A 12,943-nucleotide genomic window follows, 5' to 3' on the forward strand; every position below is an offset into this window, starting at 1 on the left:
GCCGATCCGCTAACGCGGTACCTTCTACACCGAGCAGAATGCTTGGCAGATCATGCCATGCGACAGGTGACTGACCGGATAGGACCCAAACCCCACATAACGCTCGCAAACACTTTGGCAACCTGCGGACTACAAAGTGGCCGAGTTCCCTGCAATTTACGATGGCCTGCGTTTTGTGAATCCGGGGCGACGCACGTCTTACGGAACAAGTTTTTGATCGCGTAAAGTGCGACGGTACGCTCCAGCCGCGATTGCGAGCGCGACGACAAGCAGCGCAGCCGCGACCGAGAACGTGATGCGCATACCGCTGGCAACGGCCTCGGGGCGTGCCGTTGTTATGTCGGTCGTCGCCGAAGCGAGGGCGAACACAGCGCCCATGACCGATGCCCCGGTGATCAGTCCCAGGTTGCGTGACAAGTTGAGCATGCCGGAAGTGGCGCCGCTCAGGTCCGGGCTGACATCCGTCATGACGTTGGTGTTGTTGGCCGTCTGGAACAGCGCGTAGCTGGAGGTAATGACGACGATCGGTGCGATGTAGCCAGGGACGCCGAAAATCGTCGGCAGGATGGACAGCGTGAAGGCGCCCGCTGCCATTCCGAGGAGCCCAATGGTGATCATGCGTGGTGGCCCAAACCGGTCGGCCATGCGTCCGGCTGGCACGGCGGTCAGTGCAGCAACAAGCGGGCCGACGGACAAGACAAGTCCAACATGCGCGGCGTCGAGCCCGAGGGTACGCGAAAGATAGAACGGCCCGACCACCAGCGTCGCCATCATCACCGTCGAGACGAGCATGCTGGTGGCGAGACTCGAACTCAGCACGAGATTGCGGAACATCGCCAATCGGATCAACGGTGGCGCTGCCCGTTTCTCGGCAAGCACGAAGAGGCCGGCTCCAAGGACAGAAGCCAACAGCAGAGCGACGTTGAATGGGCCAAAACTGCCGCGCCCGGTCGTCATGGCTAGCGCATATGCCGCGAGTGTCAGGGCCAGCAGCAGCGTGCCCAAACCGTCGAAGCCGGGGCGCTCTGCGTTCAGTCGCTTGCGATCATTCGGCAGGTAGCGATGTGCAAGGAAAAGAGCCAGGACACCCAGTGGCAAGTTGATCAAGAAGATGACCCGCCACCCGAGTTCGGCGATCAGAATGCCGCCGAGTGATGGGCCGAGCGCGGTACCTACCGCGGACATCGTTCCGAGCAGCCCGATGGCGCTACCGGCCTTTGCCTTGGGAACCGTTTCACCGACAAACGCCATGGTGAGGGCCATCATGATGGCCGCGCCAAGACCCTGCAGTGCACGCGCAGCAATCAGTAACCAGAGCGTGGGAGCGACACCGCACACGCTTGATGCCACCGTAAACAGGAAGATTCCGGCAAATAGCAGCCGCTTGCGGCCGGTAATGTCACCGAGCCGGCCGACGCTGACGATCGTGGTGGTGATGGCCAGGAGGTAAGCGAGGACGATCCACTGGACCTCCTGAAAGGAGGCATTGAATGCCTCCGCAAAGTTTGGCAATGCCACATTGGCGATGCTCGTGCCGAGCGAAGATAGCAAGACGGCTAGCGAAAGGGTGGCGAGCGCCCAGCGCACCGACGGTGCCTGTTCAGCGCTTCGATAGACGGCCCCATCTTGGTCTGCAATGATTGCGTTCATCATGAACTCCTTGTTGTGACTGCTCCCGAATCGGAACTGTCACAAACATAAGCCTTCACGTGCCCTGGCGGAAGGCGCATCATTTGCACTTTATTCGTGCGTTTGACGCCATATAACAACCAGGCCGTCTTGGGACTAACCCATGTCGACACCCGATCTGAATCTGCTCGTCACACTTGACGTGTTGCTCGCCGAAGGCAGCGTTGCGCGCGCTGCCAGACGGTTGCGGCTCAGCCCTTCGGCGATGAGCCGGGCACTGGCGCGATTGCGAGAGACGATAGGCGATCCGTTGTTGGTCAGGGCCGGACGCGGTCTCGTCCCCACGCCACGGGCGATCGAACTACGCGAGCGGGTCAGTCAGCTCGTGGAGGATGGAAAAGCCGTGCTGCGCCCCTCCGAGATGCTCAACCTCAAACAGCTGGACAGGACGTTCACGCTCCGGACCAGCGAGGGTTTTGTGGAGAACTTCGGACCGGAGCTCATTGCCCGCGTCAGCGAGGAAGCGCCCGGTGCACGGTTGTGCTTCGTGCAGAAGCCCGACAAGGACAGTACGGCACTGCGCGACGGGATCGTCGATCTGGAAACTGGCGTTGTGGGGAAGGCGACGGCTCAGGAACTGCGTGTGCAGACATTGTTCCGCGACCGCTTCATTGGCGCTGTGCGACTGGGGCATCCCTTTAGCCAGGGTGAGGTTTCGCCCTCTCGTTTTGCGGCCGGCAGGCACATCGGCGTTTCGCGCAGGGGGCTCGACGAAGGCCCGATTGACGAAGCATTGAAGCCACTTGGGCTGGGACGGCAGATCGTCACGATTGTCGGAGGCTTTTCGACCGCGCTGGCCTTGGCTCGAGCCTCCGACTTGATCGCCACTGTTCCCGAACGACACACGGGAAATCTACGTGTCGGAATGCATAGCTTTCCCCTCCCGGTCAGCACACCGGAGGTCACGGTCTCATTGCTCTGGCACCCGAGGCTGGATGCCGATCCCGCACATCGTTGGCTGCGCGGCCACATCAGGGATGTCTGCGCGGTATTTCGCTGAAATGACTGGGGCGACGGCCAATCGAGTGGAACGGCGGGTTCCGGATCAGTGTGCTGTCGTTCGCGGCAGCCGGACTTTGGCTGTGGCTACGTCGCTTGCTGGCCGACAGCTGCCGTTGAGTGATGCGATCTCAAGGCGTCGACGGGCAAGTCGCCGGCGTCAGGCGGACACCGTCTCCCGTGGCCGGCAGGCCAATCCAGGACATTCGTGGCATCGGCTTTATCTCGGCCGACACGATTGCCCAGAAGATCGGCATCGCCAACGATTCTCTCCTGCGCGCCCAGGCCGGTATTTCCTACGCGCTCACCGAAGCCTCCGGCCAGGGCCATTGCGGCTTGCCCTACGCCGAACTGGTGTCCCTGGCGGTGAAGCTGCTCGACATTCCGGAGTCGATCATCGAGACGGCGATCGCTCAGGAAATCACCGCGGAGTTAGTGTTGCCCGACACCGTCGAGGGTCAACCCAGCGTTTTCCTTGCACCCCTGTACTACGCCGAGCAATCGATCGCCGCCCAGATCCAGCGCCTTCAAGCGGGCGGGACGACCCTCCCTGCCTTCGAGGCCGACAAAGCCATTCCGTGGGTCGAGCAAAAACTCGCCATCCAGCTGGCCGACAGCCAGAAACAAGCCATCCGTCTCGCGCTGTCGTCCAAGCGGCTGGTGATCACCGGCGGACCCGGCGTCGGCAAGACCACCCTGGTGAATTCGATTCTGACCATCATGACCGTCAAGGGCGTCAAACCGCTGCTGTGTGCGCCGACCGGACGAGCGGCCAAGCGTCTCTCCGAATCGACAGGCCTGGAAGCCAAGACCATCCACCGCTTGCTGGAAATCAATCCGATCAACGGTCAGTTCAAGCGCAACGCGGACAATCCTCTCGAATGCGATCTTCTGGTGGCCGACGAATGCGCGATGATCGACGTGCCGTTGGCAAACCAGTTGCTCAAGGCCGTGGCGACCCGCACGGCGGTGATTCTTGTCGGTGACGTGGATCAACTGCCCTCGGTTGGCCCCGGCCAGTTCCCGACCGATCTCATTGACTCGGGTGTCGTCCCCGTCATCCGGCTGCCCGAAGTGTTTCGCCAGGCGGCCACCTCGCGCATTGTGCGCAGTGCCCACCAGATCAACCGGGGGGGTTTCCCAGTCTGCCCGCGAAGGGCGAAACATCTGACTTCCACCTTGTCGCCGCCGAGGAACCGGAAGCCATCGCGCAAACCGTGGTGGACTTGGTGCAGACTCGCCTGCCGAGAAAATTCGAGGTTGATTCGATCCGCGACATTCAGGTTCTGTGCCCGATGAACCGGGGGATCACCGGCGCCCGCGGTATCAACCAGGCTTTGCAGGCGGTGCTCAATCCACCCGGCGAGCACAGTGTCGACATGTTCGGCAACCGCTTCAGCGCCGGCGACACGGTGATGCAGATCGAGAACAACTACGACCGGGATGTTTTCAACGGCGACATCGGCTTCGTGACCGGCGTCGACCAGGACGAAGAGGAACTCGCCGTCGCCTTCGATGGCCGGGTGGTCAGTTATCCGTTTGGCGAACTTGATGAGCTGGTGCTCTGTTACGCGACGACGATCCACAAGTCGCAGGGTTCCGAGTACCCGGTGGTGGTCATTCCGATCTCGACCCAGCACTACATGATGCTCAAGCGCAATCTGATCTACACCGGGATCACGCGCGGCAAGAGGCTGGTGGTGCTGGTCGGGCAGAAGAGAGCACTGGCCATGGCGGTCAAGGGCAAGCAGGTGGAACGACGCTGGTCGAAGCTGAAAGAACGTCTGCTCACGACTGACCGATAGTCGAGCTGCCACGCTCGCGTTACCGGGTAAGTCGCGTGGGGTCCTCGCTACGGCGGGCTATGTCCCCTCGGGACAAAAACCCGCCAGATGACGTCTGCAAGTGCTTTTGCCGCTTGCCGATTTTCAAGGCGCCGATCGCAGCAATGTCACGTCGGACTGGTCGTCGGCCGTTTCGGACTTCATCTCCAATCCTCAACCTGCAATCCGCTGACTCGTTTGAACTCGCCAACATTCGATGTAACCACCACCAACCCACGCGCCATCCCTGTGCCAGCTATCAGGACATCGTAAGCGCCGATTGGCTGACCCTGGGTCTTGAGCGCCGCACAAATTGCTGCGGCTGCCTGTGCATCAGCTTCATCAAACGGCAGCGTGGCGATGGTGGAAAAAAACGCGTCCAGTATTGGTGCCAGCTTCTTTGCGCGCTCGGTGTTGAGCGCCAGGCCGTAATCAACCTCCATGCGCGTAAGCGCAGATACGCCAATCAGATTCGGCGGTGTGGCTTTGACGCGCGCCAAGACGCTGGGTTGGCCTTTGACGAAATCAGAGACCGTGCAGGTGTCGAGCAGATACTTCATGCCAGTGGGTCAGCTGCCGGCGGCTTGAGGCGGTCCCTGTCTGCTTCAAATAGCGGCATGTCGGCCATACCCTTGAAGGCAAGTAGTTCGGCCGGCCATTGGGGTTTCCCGCGCCTCTTCAGCCACTCGCTCACTGCCTGGCGAACCAGCGCATTCCGGCTTTCGCCAACCTTTTTGGCAACTTCGTTGAGTTGCTGACCAGTTTCGTCGTCAAGGTAGATGTTGAAGTTCATGATTACGGCCTCCATACGCATAACTGCTTTATATGTTATACGAAGGGGGTTCGAATTGGAAGGTGTCCGAGTGTGATTGCGTAACCACGAGTATGGAGTAGCAATCTTGACAGGCCGGTTGACAGCCGAAATTCAGGCAGGGGATTCAAGGTGAACTTGGTTCAATGGCCGCTTACGGGAAATAACGCTGGTCCAGTGTCCGCAATGGAGGCGCGACCCCTCTGTCTCTTGTAGGCCGTGATTTGCCTGATGCTCAGTCCGACCCATCGGCTGCTATGCGCTGCGTTGCTGCCGCTGGGGATAAGAATCTGAACGGATCTTCTGGGGGCAGTCGCGCTCGACTACGAGGCGGCCCGGAGCAAGGCGCAGATCAAGGCGACCCGCGCGACGCAGAGCGCGGGCTCGTACATGGCGCACTTCCAGCCCGACCTGCAGGAACGCAAGCGCGACTGGAACATGGTGCTCAAAACCTTCGACAGCGGCCGCACGGTGGTCGGGATGTATCACCAGATCTGCCTCTTGGCCAAGGTCGCGGACGCCGGACGCTGCGAGCACGCCGTGCGTGCGGTCTGGCGCGCCCGCGGTTTCGATCTCTTCGACAACACCGGTGGCAACTTCAATTTTGCGGTCGCGGCACTGTCAGGCTCCGGCAAGTCGGTCTTTGTGAACGAGATGACCTATCGCTACCTTGGTGTCGGCGCCACGGTCTGGATCATCGACGTTGGGCGATCGTACAAGAACCTCTGTGACTTGCTTGACGGCGAGTTCAACGAGTTCTCGGACGAGCGGCGCAACACCCTGTGCCTCAACCCGTTCTCGATGATCATCGATATCAACGCCGACATGGAAATGGTCCTGCCGCTCCTCGCCCAGATGGCGAGCCCACGCGAACCGCTGGACAACTACAGCTACACCGCGCTGGGCTCGGCGATCAAGCGCGTCTGGGATGCCAAGGGCCGAACCGCGACGATTACCGACATCTACACCCTCCTGCAGACCGGCCGGCTGTCGAGCGAAGGCGAGTACGAGCGCGACCTGAGTCGCCTGGCGACGGCGCTGGAGCCCTATACCCGGCACGGGGTCTATGCGAGCTACTTCGAGGGCGCCGCCAACATCGCCTTCGACCGGGATCTCGTGGTCCTCGAACTCGAAGAGCTGAAGGCCAAGAAGGACCTGCAGTCGGTGGTGATGCAACTGATCATGTACCGCATCACCCAGGAAATGTATCGCGACCGTTCCCGCCGAAAACTGGTGATCATCGACGAAAGCTGGGATCTGATGGGCAGCGGCGCCAGGGGCAGTTTCATCGACGCCGGCTATCGTCGCGCCCGCAAGTACGGCGGCGCCTTCGGCACTATCACCCAGTCCGTGGACGACTATTACAAGAACGAGGCGACCCGGGCGGCGATCAACAACGCCGACTGGCTGTTCCTGCTGCGCCAGAAACCGGAGAACATCGAGCGCCTGGGCACGGAAGGAAAGCTCGTGCTCGACGAATGGCTGAAGCGCCAACTCGCCTCGGTGAGTACCGAGCACGGCCACTTTTCTGAAATCTATATCCATTCGCCGCTCGGCTCGGGTCTCGGGCGACTCCTGCTCGATCCGTTCTCGATGCTCGTCTATTCCACCCGCGCCGAGGATTTCCAGGCGATCAAGCACCTGCGCGAGCAAGGGCTGTCGGTTTCGGAAGCCGTCGAGCGTCTGGTCATTGAACGTGCGTCACGATAGGGCGGCCGCGTCATGAACCCATTCAGAACAGCGTTGCTTACCGGCGCCCTGACGCTGCTGCTCGGCGCCGGCATCGTGGCGTCCTGGCTGCACTTCCGGCCGCTGGAGATTCCGCGCTTCGCGCGCGTCAATATCGGCGCCTTGGTCGCTCAGCAGCAGCAATCGCTGGTCGAGCGGGTCAAGCCGGGCATGGACGCCACGGAACAGGCCAGGCTCTTCGAGGACGCCAAAGCCTTCGGGCTGCGGCTCGATGCTGCACTCGACCAGGTCGCGCAGGAGTGCCAATGCGCGCTGATCAATTCAGCGGCCTTGCTCAAGGCTTCACCAGTCGCGGCGATTCCGGACCTTTCCGCAAGGGTGGCGGAACTCGTTCGCACGGCGCCAGCAAGCCCGTCGGCGCAGTGATCGATGCGGTCCCTGGTGATGGCCGTGTGCTGCCTCTGCTTCGGCAGCGCCTCAGCGAACAGCGGACTGGAGTACCCGTCGATGTGGATCTGTGACGAGGATCGGTTCAACTGGTATTGCGACATTCCACCCGATCCAGAGCCAGCCAACAGCGCCCCCGAAGCGAAGGTGCTCAGCGAGGAAGTCGAAGCCGTCGCGGCACTGAAAGCGCTGCGGGAAGGCGCCGAGCGGAAGAGGGCGCTGGCCATCATCAAGCCGACCCCGGAGAACTTGACCAGGGCAGCAGCGACGGCACAGGCTACCGCCACGGCATGGGGTCGAGTCGCAACCACGAGGCGAACGACAGCCTGCGCCAGGTCGATCAGTGGGCCAAAAAACTCGGCGTCAGCGAAAAGGTGGCGATGGAAATGATGATCGGCGCCTCGATGGGCATGAATACGCCGCAGCTCCTCGAGATCGCCGGGCTTCGCGGCGGCGTGGAACTCTCCGGCAAGCTGCGCAACTCAGCCGACGCTTCGCGATCACTGGAGGAGATGGCGCAGTTCGCCAGCGAATCGAGTTTTGGCAAAAAGGTGGGCACCGTGCTCGACAACGGCTGGGAGCGCAACTATCGCAGCTTCGACGAGGGCAGGGCAGCCGGCAGCGAGGGGATGCGCGCGTCGCTGGACCACGCGCGCCAATCACGCGAAGCCTTCAGCGCCTCATTGCAGGAAACGGAAGGGCATCGGCAGATGTGGGAGCTGTCGCACAGCGGTCAACTGGGCTCAAACGTGCAGCTCCAGGATCATTTCATCAAGGATTTCCTGCTGCCCAAACTCGATTTCAACTACGAGACGTTCCAGGGGATCATGGGCGACCCGTACGAGCTGCGCCCCTACATCGCCGAATATACCGCGCAGAACTACGACCGGATGCTCGGCGAGATGGCCGGTCAGGTGCAGGGGGCAGATGCAGTCGGCGCGCGGCACGAGGCGAATCGAAGCAGCGTTCCCGGTGCCGGTGCGGTCGGGCAGGCGGGCGGCGGGTATCTTGGTCAGGTGACGGGCAGGGCGGCAGGTGCCGGGGTTTCGGCACAGGGGCGCCCGAGTGATCAGACCGCGCATACCGCGATGTGGGAATTTTCGACAAACGCGTATGCGATACGAAACCGCAAGGAGGCAGCGGCGCAGGCGCACCAGGAGACCGCGACGCCGACTGATTTCGACACGCTGAAACCGGTGTCACCGCTCGGCAAGGGCGCGGCGGTTGTCGGTGAGGTCGGGAAAGCAGCGGGACGGGTGGTCGAGGGCCTGAGCGGGGATGATCCCGGTCAGTATGTTCGGGACACCCTGGCCGGGAAGAAGAAGCCTTGATGCAGAAGTCTTGATCCCGAGTTGCGCGCCACTTGCCCTGCACCCTCTGTGTTGGTATAACGACAGTTATAACATCGACCGTGTGGAGCCTTCCATGACCACCCTCAAGCTTACCCAGATCGGCAACTCGCTTGGCCTCATCCTGCCCAGGGAAGTGCTGGCGCGACTCAAGCTGCAGAAGGGCGATACGGTATTCGTGACCGAGGCGGCGAATGGCGTGATGCTGACGCCCTACGACCCTGATCTGGACCAGCAACTCGAGATCGGGCGCGAGTTCATGCACGAGTACCGCGACACCTTCCACCAGCTCGCCAAGTGAGCTGGTGCTGGCTCGACCGGCGCGCGCTCGAATTGTTGCACGACGAGAGCCTGGCCGAGCATGGCGGCGCCAGTGGGCTGCGTGACGAGGGTCTGCTCGAATCCGCGCTCGCGCGGCCACTGAATCTTGCGCTCTATGGCCAGCCGGATGTGGCCGACCTGGCTGCCGCTTACGGCTTTGGTCTGGCGCGTAACCACCCTTTTGTCGACGGCAACAAGCGCGTCGCTTTTCTGGCGGTTGGCCTGTTTCTGGCGCTCAACGGCCAGCGCCTGGTGGCGAGCCAGGCCGATGCCACGCTGACTGTGCTCGTCGTTGCGGCCGGCCAGATCGACGAAGCGACGTTCGCGCGCTGGTTACGCGAGCACAGCGCGCCGCGCGACACTTGAGCGCGTCCTGCCGGGCGAGCAAGTGGTGTCGGCACAAAAACAGGCCCTGCGATCAGCCCACGCAACCCCCATGCGGTAATTCGCGACGAGCGCGCATGTGGCGTGAGACAACACTGATGGGGCGGCGCTTACCGATGAGTTCGGGAAAGCGGCGGGATGGGTGGTCGCGGGGCTGAGCGGGGATGATCCCGCTGAGTATGTTCAGGTTACGCTGGCCGGGAAGAAGAAGCCTTGAGCCGAGTGCCGTAGCCATCTGGCCAATGAGCGTCTTGCCCAACAGCCGTGCTCAGCGACGGGCGGGGTCTGCGGCCCGCCGTTCCAACGCTTCGAGCGCCGCTCGCTGTGCGCTACTCGCCACCGCGTGTGCGCTGCGCAGGTACTGTGGTCGGTCATGTTCGGCGAAGTCATCAATGGCCTGATCGACGGTGCTCGCGAAATCTTCTGCCGTAGCGGTCTCGGCCAGGCACCGGAAGTAGGCAGCGAAAACGCCGCACCAGTCGACGCCAAGCTGCCAGGAGCCGCCCTCGTCGGCGAAGAAGATCACGTCGTCGTGTCCCTCGTCGATATGCCGAAGCAGCCCGAAAAGAAGCTCGAACGCCTGGCCGGCGACTGCGTATTGTCCGCTGTCCGCGGCACTGATGCATTCGCGCAGGAGACGCTTGAACTCGGCGATGAAGGCATCCGTGCCCCGCGACTGTTCCGTGCAGTTCCTGGAATTCACCTCGAAGTCTTCGAAGTAGCGACCAGCGAGACTATCGACGTGGAACTTCTGCACTTCGTCGAGCAAGGCGTTTGGTGTCGCCCTTGCTTCTGACGCGCCGTCTTCTACGTGCACGTAGTCGCCCACGAGAGCCTGCAATGTCACCCTCGGCACGAGTTCTATTGCCCGTTCGGCGATGATCAGCAGATCGCCGCGATCCATTGCTCGCAGCTCCTTTCGCAGGCTCTCCGGATCGGTGATGCGGCTGGTCATCCCGGGGCCTGCACCTGAAGTGGAGGAGGGCGCTGTCCTTCGATGGACGATCGCATCACGCTGCTCCCATCCGGGCGCGTCGCGCCACGCGCGGAGGTGAACAGCGCTGGAGGATCCTTTTCCAACCGTTGCGGGCTGCGACGGCCTCGCGCAGGATATCCAGGTACTCGACCGCATTCACGCGTTCATCGGGCGGCATCGATCCCTGCTCGTGTTCCGCGAGCAGGCTTTGTCTCTCCCTCGCGCCGGTGCCGAGCGCCTGAAGGCGGCTGTAGGCCTCGCAGGCGTAGGCGAACGTCTCTCGCTTGCCGAAATCGATCTCCAGTAGCCACTCACGTGTCCGGGTTTCCGGTAGCCCGATCGTCTCGCGCTTGCAGTTGTGGAAGATGTGCGCCGCCTCGTGCACAACGAAGTCTTCGAAGCGACCGGCCGCGTCGAAAGAGGCTGCCGACAGATAGCAGCTTGTCTCCTCGCTCAGGCCCAGCAGGCCGGGAGCGCTCTCGGCAAGCAGGTCCGCGCCCAGTCCCGCCAGATAGAGGTTCGCCAGATTCCAGGCGGTAGCCAGACATTGTGTGTTTTGCAGCAGCGCCTCGATGGTGGCCGGGGTGAGAAGAATGACCGAGCGTTCGAGCAGACCGAGGACCAACGCCTGCTCGCAAGCCGGGAACAGGCCACGCACCATCGGTGCCACTTTTCCGCGCGTGAAGGCGACGTCGTCGATGTTGGCGACTGTTTCGGGGAATGCGACGTGCAGGGTTCGGCTGTGGACCGCGGAGATCAGCGCCGAGCGCAGCGCGGCGTCTCCGCAGTGGCTGCGGGCGAGGAAGTTGCTGCCCGGCCAGGCCCGAAAGTGGGCGTCGTGCTCGCCGCTGCGACGGTAGCGTTCGGTCGCCTGTTCAGGGGTTTCGGGCATCGGTCTTCGTCCTGTGGGAGGCTTGTTGTCTTCGCAAATCACTATTCCAGTACAGACATCGGCCGGGCAGCAACTTCCTCGCCCGCATCCTCGGCCGACTGATCCATCGCGTATTTCTCGTACCACCAGGCGAGCCCCATCGTGATCTGCGCAAGGCCTGCGTCCAGCGTTTTTGGACAGGTAGGGCAGTCGGAAGGTGCGACCATCACCTTGCCCACGATACGGCGGTACCGGTCGCGCTTGTTCCACTGGACGTTGACCTCTTTGCCGAACACGAGCGCCGACATGCTTTGCTTGGACCGCTGCCCGTATGGCTGGGCCTTTTCTGGGGCATCCACCCCCCCGACCCTGATCTTGTGCTGCTGATGGTCAGCGTCGAGAACAGTGACGGTATCGCCGTCGGCCACGCCCACTACCGTGCCAACCAGGGTTTCCGCGCGGGCAGCGATGCTTGCCAGCAGCAGAAACGCGAATGTCAGATGTCCAGCCTGCATTGTTCTTTCTTTTCCTTCCTTGCCGTCATCTCTTCGAGAACCGGGTCATTGAGATTCCATTCATGAAGCCACCCGCACTGCGAGACACTTTTCCCTCGGCCCGCCCACCGGCCCGAATAAAAAAAGCCAACACTCAGTGCTCAAGCGCCAGGTCCACCAGTGCGCGCTTTTCGTTCTCCGTGGGTTTCCATTTGTACTCACATAGACCATCGCACAACGAACACGTTGGCCTGCATACTCAGGCATGGCTTCATTGAAGTTTCGATCGAAGAGGCGATCGAAGCGACGCAGGGGCACGCGGATGATGCGATCACCGCCAACAAACATGACCCGAACGCCGATGCTCATACCGAACTCCCCCTCACCCTTGAGCGCTCAACGTTGCCGCCACGTGCCCAAAGGGAAGTGACCGGTGGACCACTAACCGCTGTTGGGACGAAAAGTCCCCTCGTCACCGCTGCCCCCGTTCAATTGCCTTACGGATCTCCGCGATCGGATAGCCGACGATCACCCGCCGACTGCCAGTAGCGTCAAGATATATGAACGCGCTATCTTCGATCTGGTAGTTCATGTTCCATTCGATCATGAACCGTTCCGTCGTCTCGATGATTCGATTGGGCAAGGGATCGCCATCCTCAGCAAGCTTAAGTGCCAAACCATCCTCCGGCTCGAGCAGCCATGCGTCGCCGCTTTGAGTCGAGAAGAAGACCAGCGAACCCAGGGTTACTGCACGAGCATCGCGCTGCAAGGCGAGGCGCTGGATATACGAAACCTCACCGGTGACGCTGGCCTCCTGTGCAGACAGGTAGCGCGCTTTTCTCTGGATGGGCCACTTGCGTGCTTTTTTGCTCATGCGCTTTTACCCTCGTGCCGCCCGGGCTTGTTGTCTACGCAGACCGTCTTGTGCCACCAGTCAGCCAGTTGTCCCCGGCGCTCCCGATGGGCGAAAATCTGAGAGGTGCTGCCGCTGCGAGACTTGTCCACTTCAGTTAGTACCCCCGCCCCAGCAAAATTTCGCGACAAGCGTCACGTGAATATTGACGGTCATTTCTTCGTTTGTCATCAAGCC

Annotated in this window: 15 protein-coding genes and 1 pseudogene; 8 read left to right on the forward strand and 8 right to left on the reverse strand. The window is 61.8% G+C overall.

Annotated elements, in window-relative coordinates:
- Nucleotides 1-198: 198 nt before the first annotated feature.
- Nucleotides 199-1,650: an MFS transporter gene (locus QZ648_RS05810; RefSeq protein ID WP_291996386.1), complete on the reverse strand. Its 1,452-nt coding sequence runs from the start codon at nucleotides 1,648-1,650 to the stop codon at nucleotides 199-201.
- A 142-nt stretch (nucleotides 1,651-1,792) separates the two neighbouring features.
- On the opposite strand from QZ648_RS05810, the gene QZ648_RS05815 reads away from it, so the two are divergent.
- Nucleotides 1,793-2,689 (forward strand): LysR family transcriptional regulator, encoded by an 897-nt coding sequence (locus QZ648_RS05815; RefSeq protein ID WP_291996387.1) that lies wholly within the window; start codon nucleotides 1,793-1,795, stop codon nucleotides 2,687-2,689.
- Between the two features lie 197 nt (nucleotides 2,690-2,886).
- Nucleotides 2,887-4,493 (forward strand): annotated as a pseudogene (locus QZ648_RS05820) (ATP-dependent RecD-like DNA helicase); the annotation flags it as partial.
- A gap of 179 nt (nucleotides 4,494-4,672) precedes the next feature.
- Here the strand turns inward: QZ648_RS05820 and QZ648_RS05825 are convergent.
- Both QZ648_RS05825 and QZ648_RS05830 read right to left on the reverse strand, forming a co-directional pair.
- The gene (locus tag QZ648_RS05825) at nucleotides 4,673-5,071 is read right to left on the reverse strand and encodes a type II toxin-antitoxin system VapC family toxin (protein ID WP_291996388.1); all 399 of its coding nucleotides are present in this window, start codon (nucleotides 5,069-5,071) and stop codon (nucleotides 4,673-4,675) included.
- The gene (locus tag QZ648_RS05830; RefSeq protein WP_169064792.1) at nucleotides 5,068-5,304 is read right to left on the reverse strand and encodes a CopG family transcriptional regulator; all 237 of its coding nucleotides are present in this window, start codon (nucleotides 5,302-5,304) and stop codon (nucleotides 5,068-5,070) included. The genes QZ648_RS05825 and QZ648_RS05830 overlap by 4 nt, the downstream gene beginning before the upstream one ends.
- A 321-nt stretch (nucleotides 5,305-5,625) precedes the next feature.
- On the opposite strand from QZ648_RS05830, the gene QZ648_RS05835 reads away from it, so the two are divergent.
- The 6 genes from QZ648_RS05835 to QZ648_RS05855 all read left to right on the forward strand — a co-directional run bounded on the left by QZ648_RS05835 (nucleotide 5,626) and on the right by QZ648_RS05855 (nucleotide 9,494).
- Complete coding sequence (locus QZ648_RS05835; RefSeq protein WP_291996552.1) at nucleotides 5,626-7,032, forward strand: DUF5934 domain-containing protein; 1,407 nt, start codon at nucleotides 5,626-5,628, stop codon at nucleotides 7,030-7,032.
- A gap of 12 nt (nucleotides 7,033-7,044) precedes the next feature.
- Nucleotides 7,045-7,437, forward strand: a complete 393-nt coding sequence (locus QZ648_RS05840; RefSeq protein WP_291996389.1) for a hypothetical protein — start codon at nucleotides 7,045-7,047, stop codon at nucleotides 7,435-7,437.
- A gap of 81 nt (nucleotides 7,438-7,518) precedes the next feature.
- The gene (gene traF / locus QZ648_RS24820) at nucleotides 7,519-7,848 is read left to right on the forward strand and encodes a conjugal transfer protein TraF (RefSeq protein ID WP_211203559.1); all 330 of its coding nucleotides are present in this window, start codon (nucleotides 7,519-7,521) and stop codon (nucleotides 7,846-7,848) included.
- Nucleotides 7,749-8,789, forward strand: coding sequence for a hypothetical protein (locus tag QZ648_RS05845; RefSeq protein ID WP_291996390.1), 1,041 nt, complete (start codon nucleotides 7,749-7,751; stop codon nucleotides 8,787-8,789). Before traF ends, QZ648_RS05845 begins: the two co-directional genes overlap by 100 nt.
- 94 nt (nucleotides 8,790-8,883) lie before the next feature.
- The gene (locus QZ648_RS05850) at nucleotides 8,884-9,108 is read left to right on the forward strand and encodes an AbrB/MazE/SpoVT family DNA-binding domain-containing protein (RefSeq protein WP_169067718.1); all 225 of its coding nucleotides are present in this window, start codon (nucleotides 8,884-8,886) and stop codon (nucleotides 9,106-9,108) included.
- Entirely contained in the window at nucleotides 9,105-9,494 is a 390-nt protein-coding gene (locus QZ648_RS05855; RefSeq protein WP_169067717.1) for a type II toxin-antitoxin system death-on-curing family toxin, read from the forward strand. The genes QZ648_RS05850 and QZ648_RS05855 overlap by 4 nt, the downstream gene beginning before the upstream one ends.
- A 286-nt stretch (nucleotides 9,495-9,780) precedes the next feature.
- Here QZ648_RS05855 and QZ648_RS05860 read toward each other — a convergent pair whose 3' ends face one another.
- From QZ648_RS05860 to QZ648_RS05880, 5 genes are all read right to left on the reverse strand, one after another.
- A complete protein-coding gene (locus QZ648_RS05860) occupies nucleotides 9,781-10,416 on the reverse strand; it encodes a hypothetical protein (RefSeq protein ID WP_169067716.1) in 636 nt (211 codons plus the stop codon).
- Nucleotides 10,417-10,522: 106 nt separating this feature from the next.
- Nucleotides 10,523-11,380 carry a hypothetical protein gene (locus tag QZ648_RS05865; protein WP_291996391.1) on the reverse strand — a complete coding sequence of 286 codons (858 nt, stop codon included), beginning with the start codon at nucleotides 11,378-11,380 and terminating at the stop codon, nucleotides 10,523-10,525.
- A 41-nt stretch (nucleotides 11,381-11,421) separates the two neighbouring features.
- Nucleotides 11,422-11,874, reverse strand: a complete 453-nt coding sequence (locus tag QZ648_RS05870) for a thermonuclease family protein (RefSeq protein ID WP_291996392.1) — start codon at nucleotides 11,872-11,874, stop codon at nucleotides 11,422-11,424.
- 60 nt (nucleotides 11,875-11,934) lie between these two features.
- Entirely contained in the window at nucleotides 11,935-12,222 is a 288-nt protein-coding gene (locus tag QZ648_RS05875; RefSeq protein WP_291996393.1) for a hypothetical protein, read from the reverse strand.
- Between the two features lie 103 nt (nucleotides 12,223-12,325).
- Nucleotides 12,326-12,727, reverse strand: coding sequence for a hypothetical protein (locus QZ648_RS05880; RefSeq protein ID WP_291996394.1), 402 nt, complete (start codon nucleotides 12,725-12,727; stop codon nucleotides 12,326-12,328).
- Nucleotides 12,728-12,943: the final 216 nt, after the last annotated feature.

The sequence above is a fragment of the Candidatus Accumulibacter sp. ACC012 genome, from assembly GCF_907163155.1.
Classification (GTDB): domain Bacteria; phylum Pseudomonadota; class Gammaproteobacteria; order Burkholderiales; family Rhodocyclaceae; genus Accumulibacter; species Accumulibacter delftensis.

What these genes read in the sequence shown, in the direction of transcription:
- QZ648_RS05865 (WP_291996391.1), bottom strand. Translation starts at nt 11,380, where the DNA reads ATGCCCGAAACCCCTGAACAGGCGACCGAACGCTACCGTCGCAGCGGC.
- QZ648_RS05810 (WP_291996386.1), bottom strand. Translation starts at nt 1,650, where the DNA reads ATGAACGCAATCATTGCAGACCAAGATGGGGCCGTCTATCGAAGCGCT.
- QZ648_RS05845 (WP_291996390.1), top strand. Translation starts at nt 7,749, where the DNA reads ATGGGGTCGAGTCGCAACCACGAGGCGAACGACAGCCTGCGCCAGGTC.
- QZ648_RS05870 (WP_291996392.1), bottom strand. Translation starts at nt 11,874, where the DNA reads ATGCAGGCTGGACATCTGACATTCGCGTTTCTGCTGCTGGCAAGCATC.
- QZ648_RS05815 (WP_291996387.1), top strand. Translation starts at nt 1,793, where the DNA reads ATGTCGACACCCGATCTGAATCTGCTCGTCACACTTGACGTGTTGCTC.
- traF (WP_211203559.1), top strand. Translation starts at nt 7,519, where the DNA reads ATGTGGATCTGTGACGAGGATCGGTTCAACTGGTATTGCGACATTCCA.
- QZ648_RS05880 (WP_291996394.1), bottom strand. Translation starts at nt 12,727, where the DNA reads ATGAGCAAAAAAGCACGCAAGTGGCCCATCCAGAGAAAAGCGCGCTAC.
- QZ648_RS05875 (WP_291996393.1), bottom strand. Translation starts at nt 12,222, where the DNA reads ATGAGCATCGGCGTTCGGGTCATGTTTGTTGGCGGTGATCGCATCATC.
- QZ648_RS05850 (WP_169067718.1), top strand. Translation starts at nt 8,884, where the DNA reads ATGACCACCCTCAAGCTTACCCAGATCGGCAACTCGCTTGGCCTCATC.
- QZ648_RS05825 (WP_291996388.1), bottom strand. Translation starts at nt 5,071, where the DNA reads ATGAAGTATCTGCTCGACACCTGCACGGTCTCTGATTTCGTCAAAGGC.
- QZ648_RS05830 (WP_169064792.1), bottom strand. Translation starts at nt 5,304, where the DNA reads ATGAACTTCAACATCTACCTTGACGACGAAACTGGTCAGCAACTCAAC.
- QZ648_RS05840 (WP_291996389.1), top strand. Translation starts at nt 7,045, where the DNA reads ATGAACCCATTCAGAACAGCGTTGCTTACCGGCGCCCTGACGCTGCTG.
- QZ648_RS05860 (WP_169067716.1), bottom strand. Translation starts at nt 10,416, where the DNA reads ATGGATCGCGGCGATCTGCTGATCATCGCCGAACGGGCAATAGAACTC.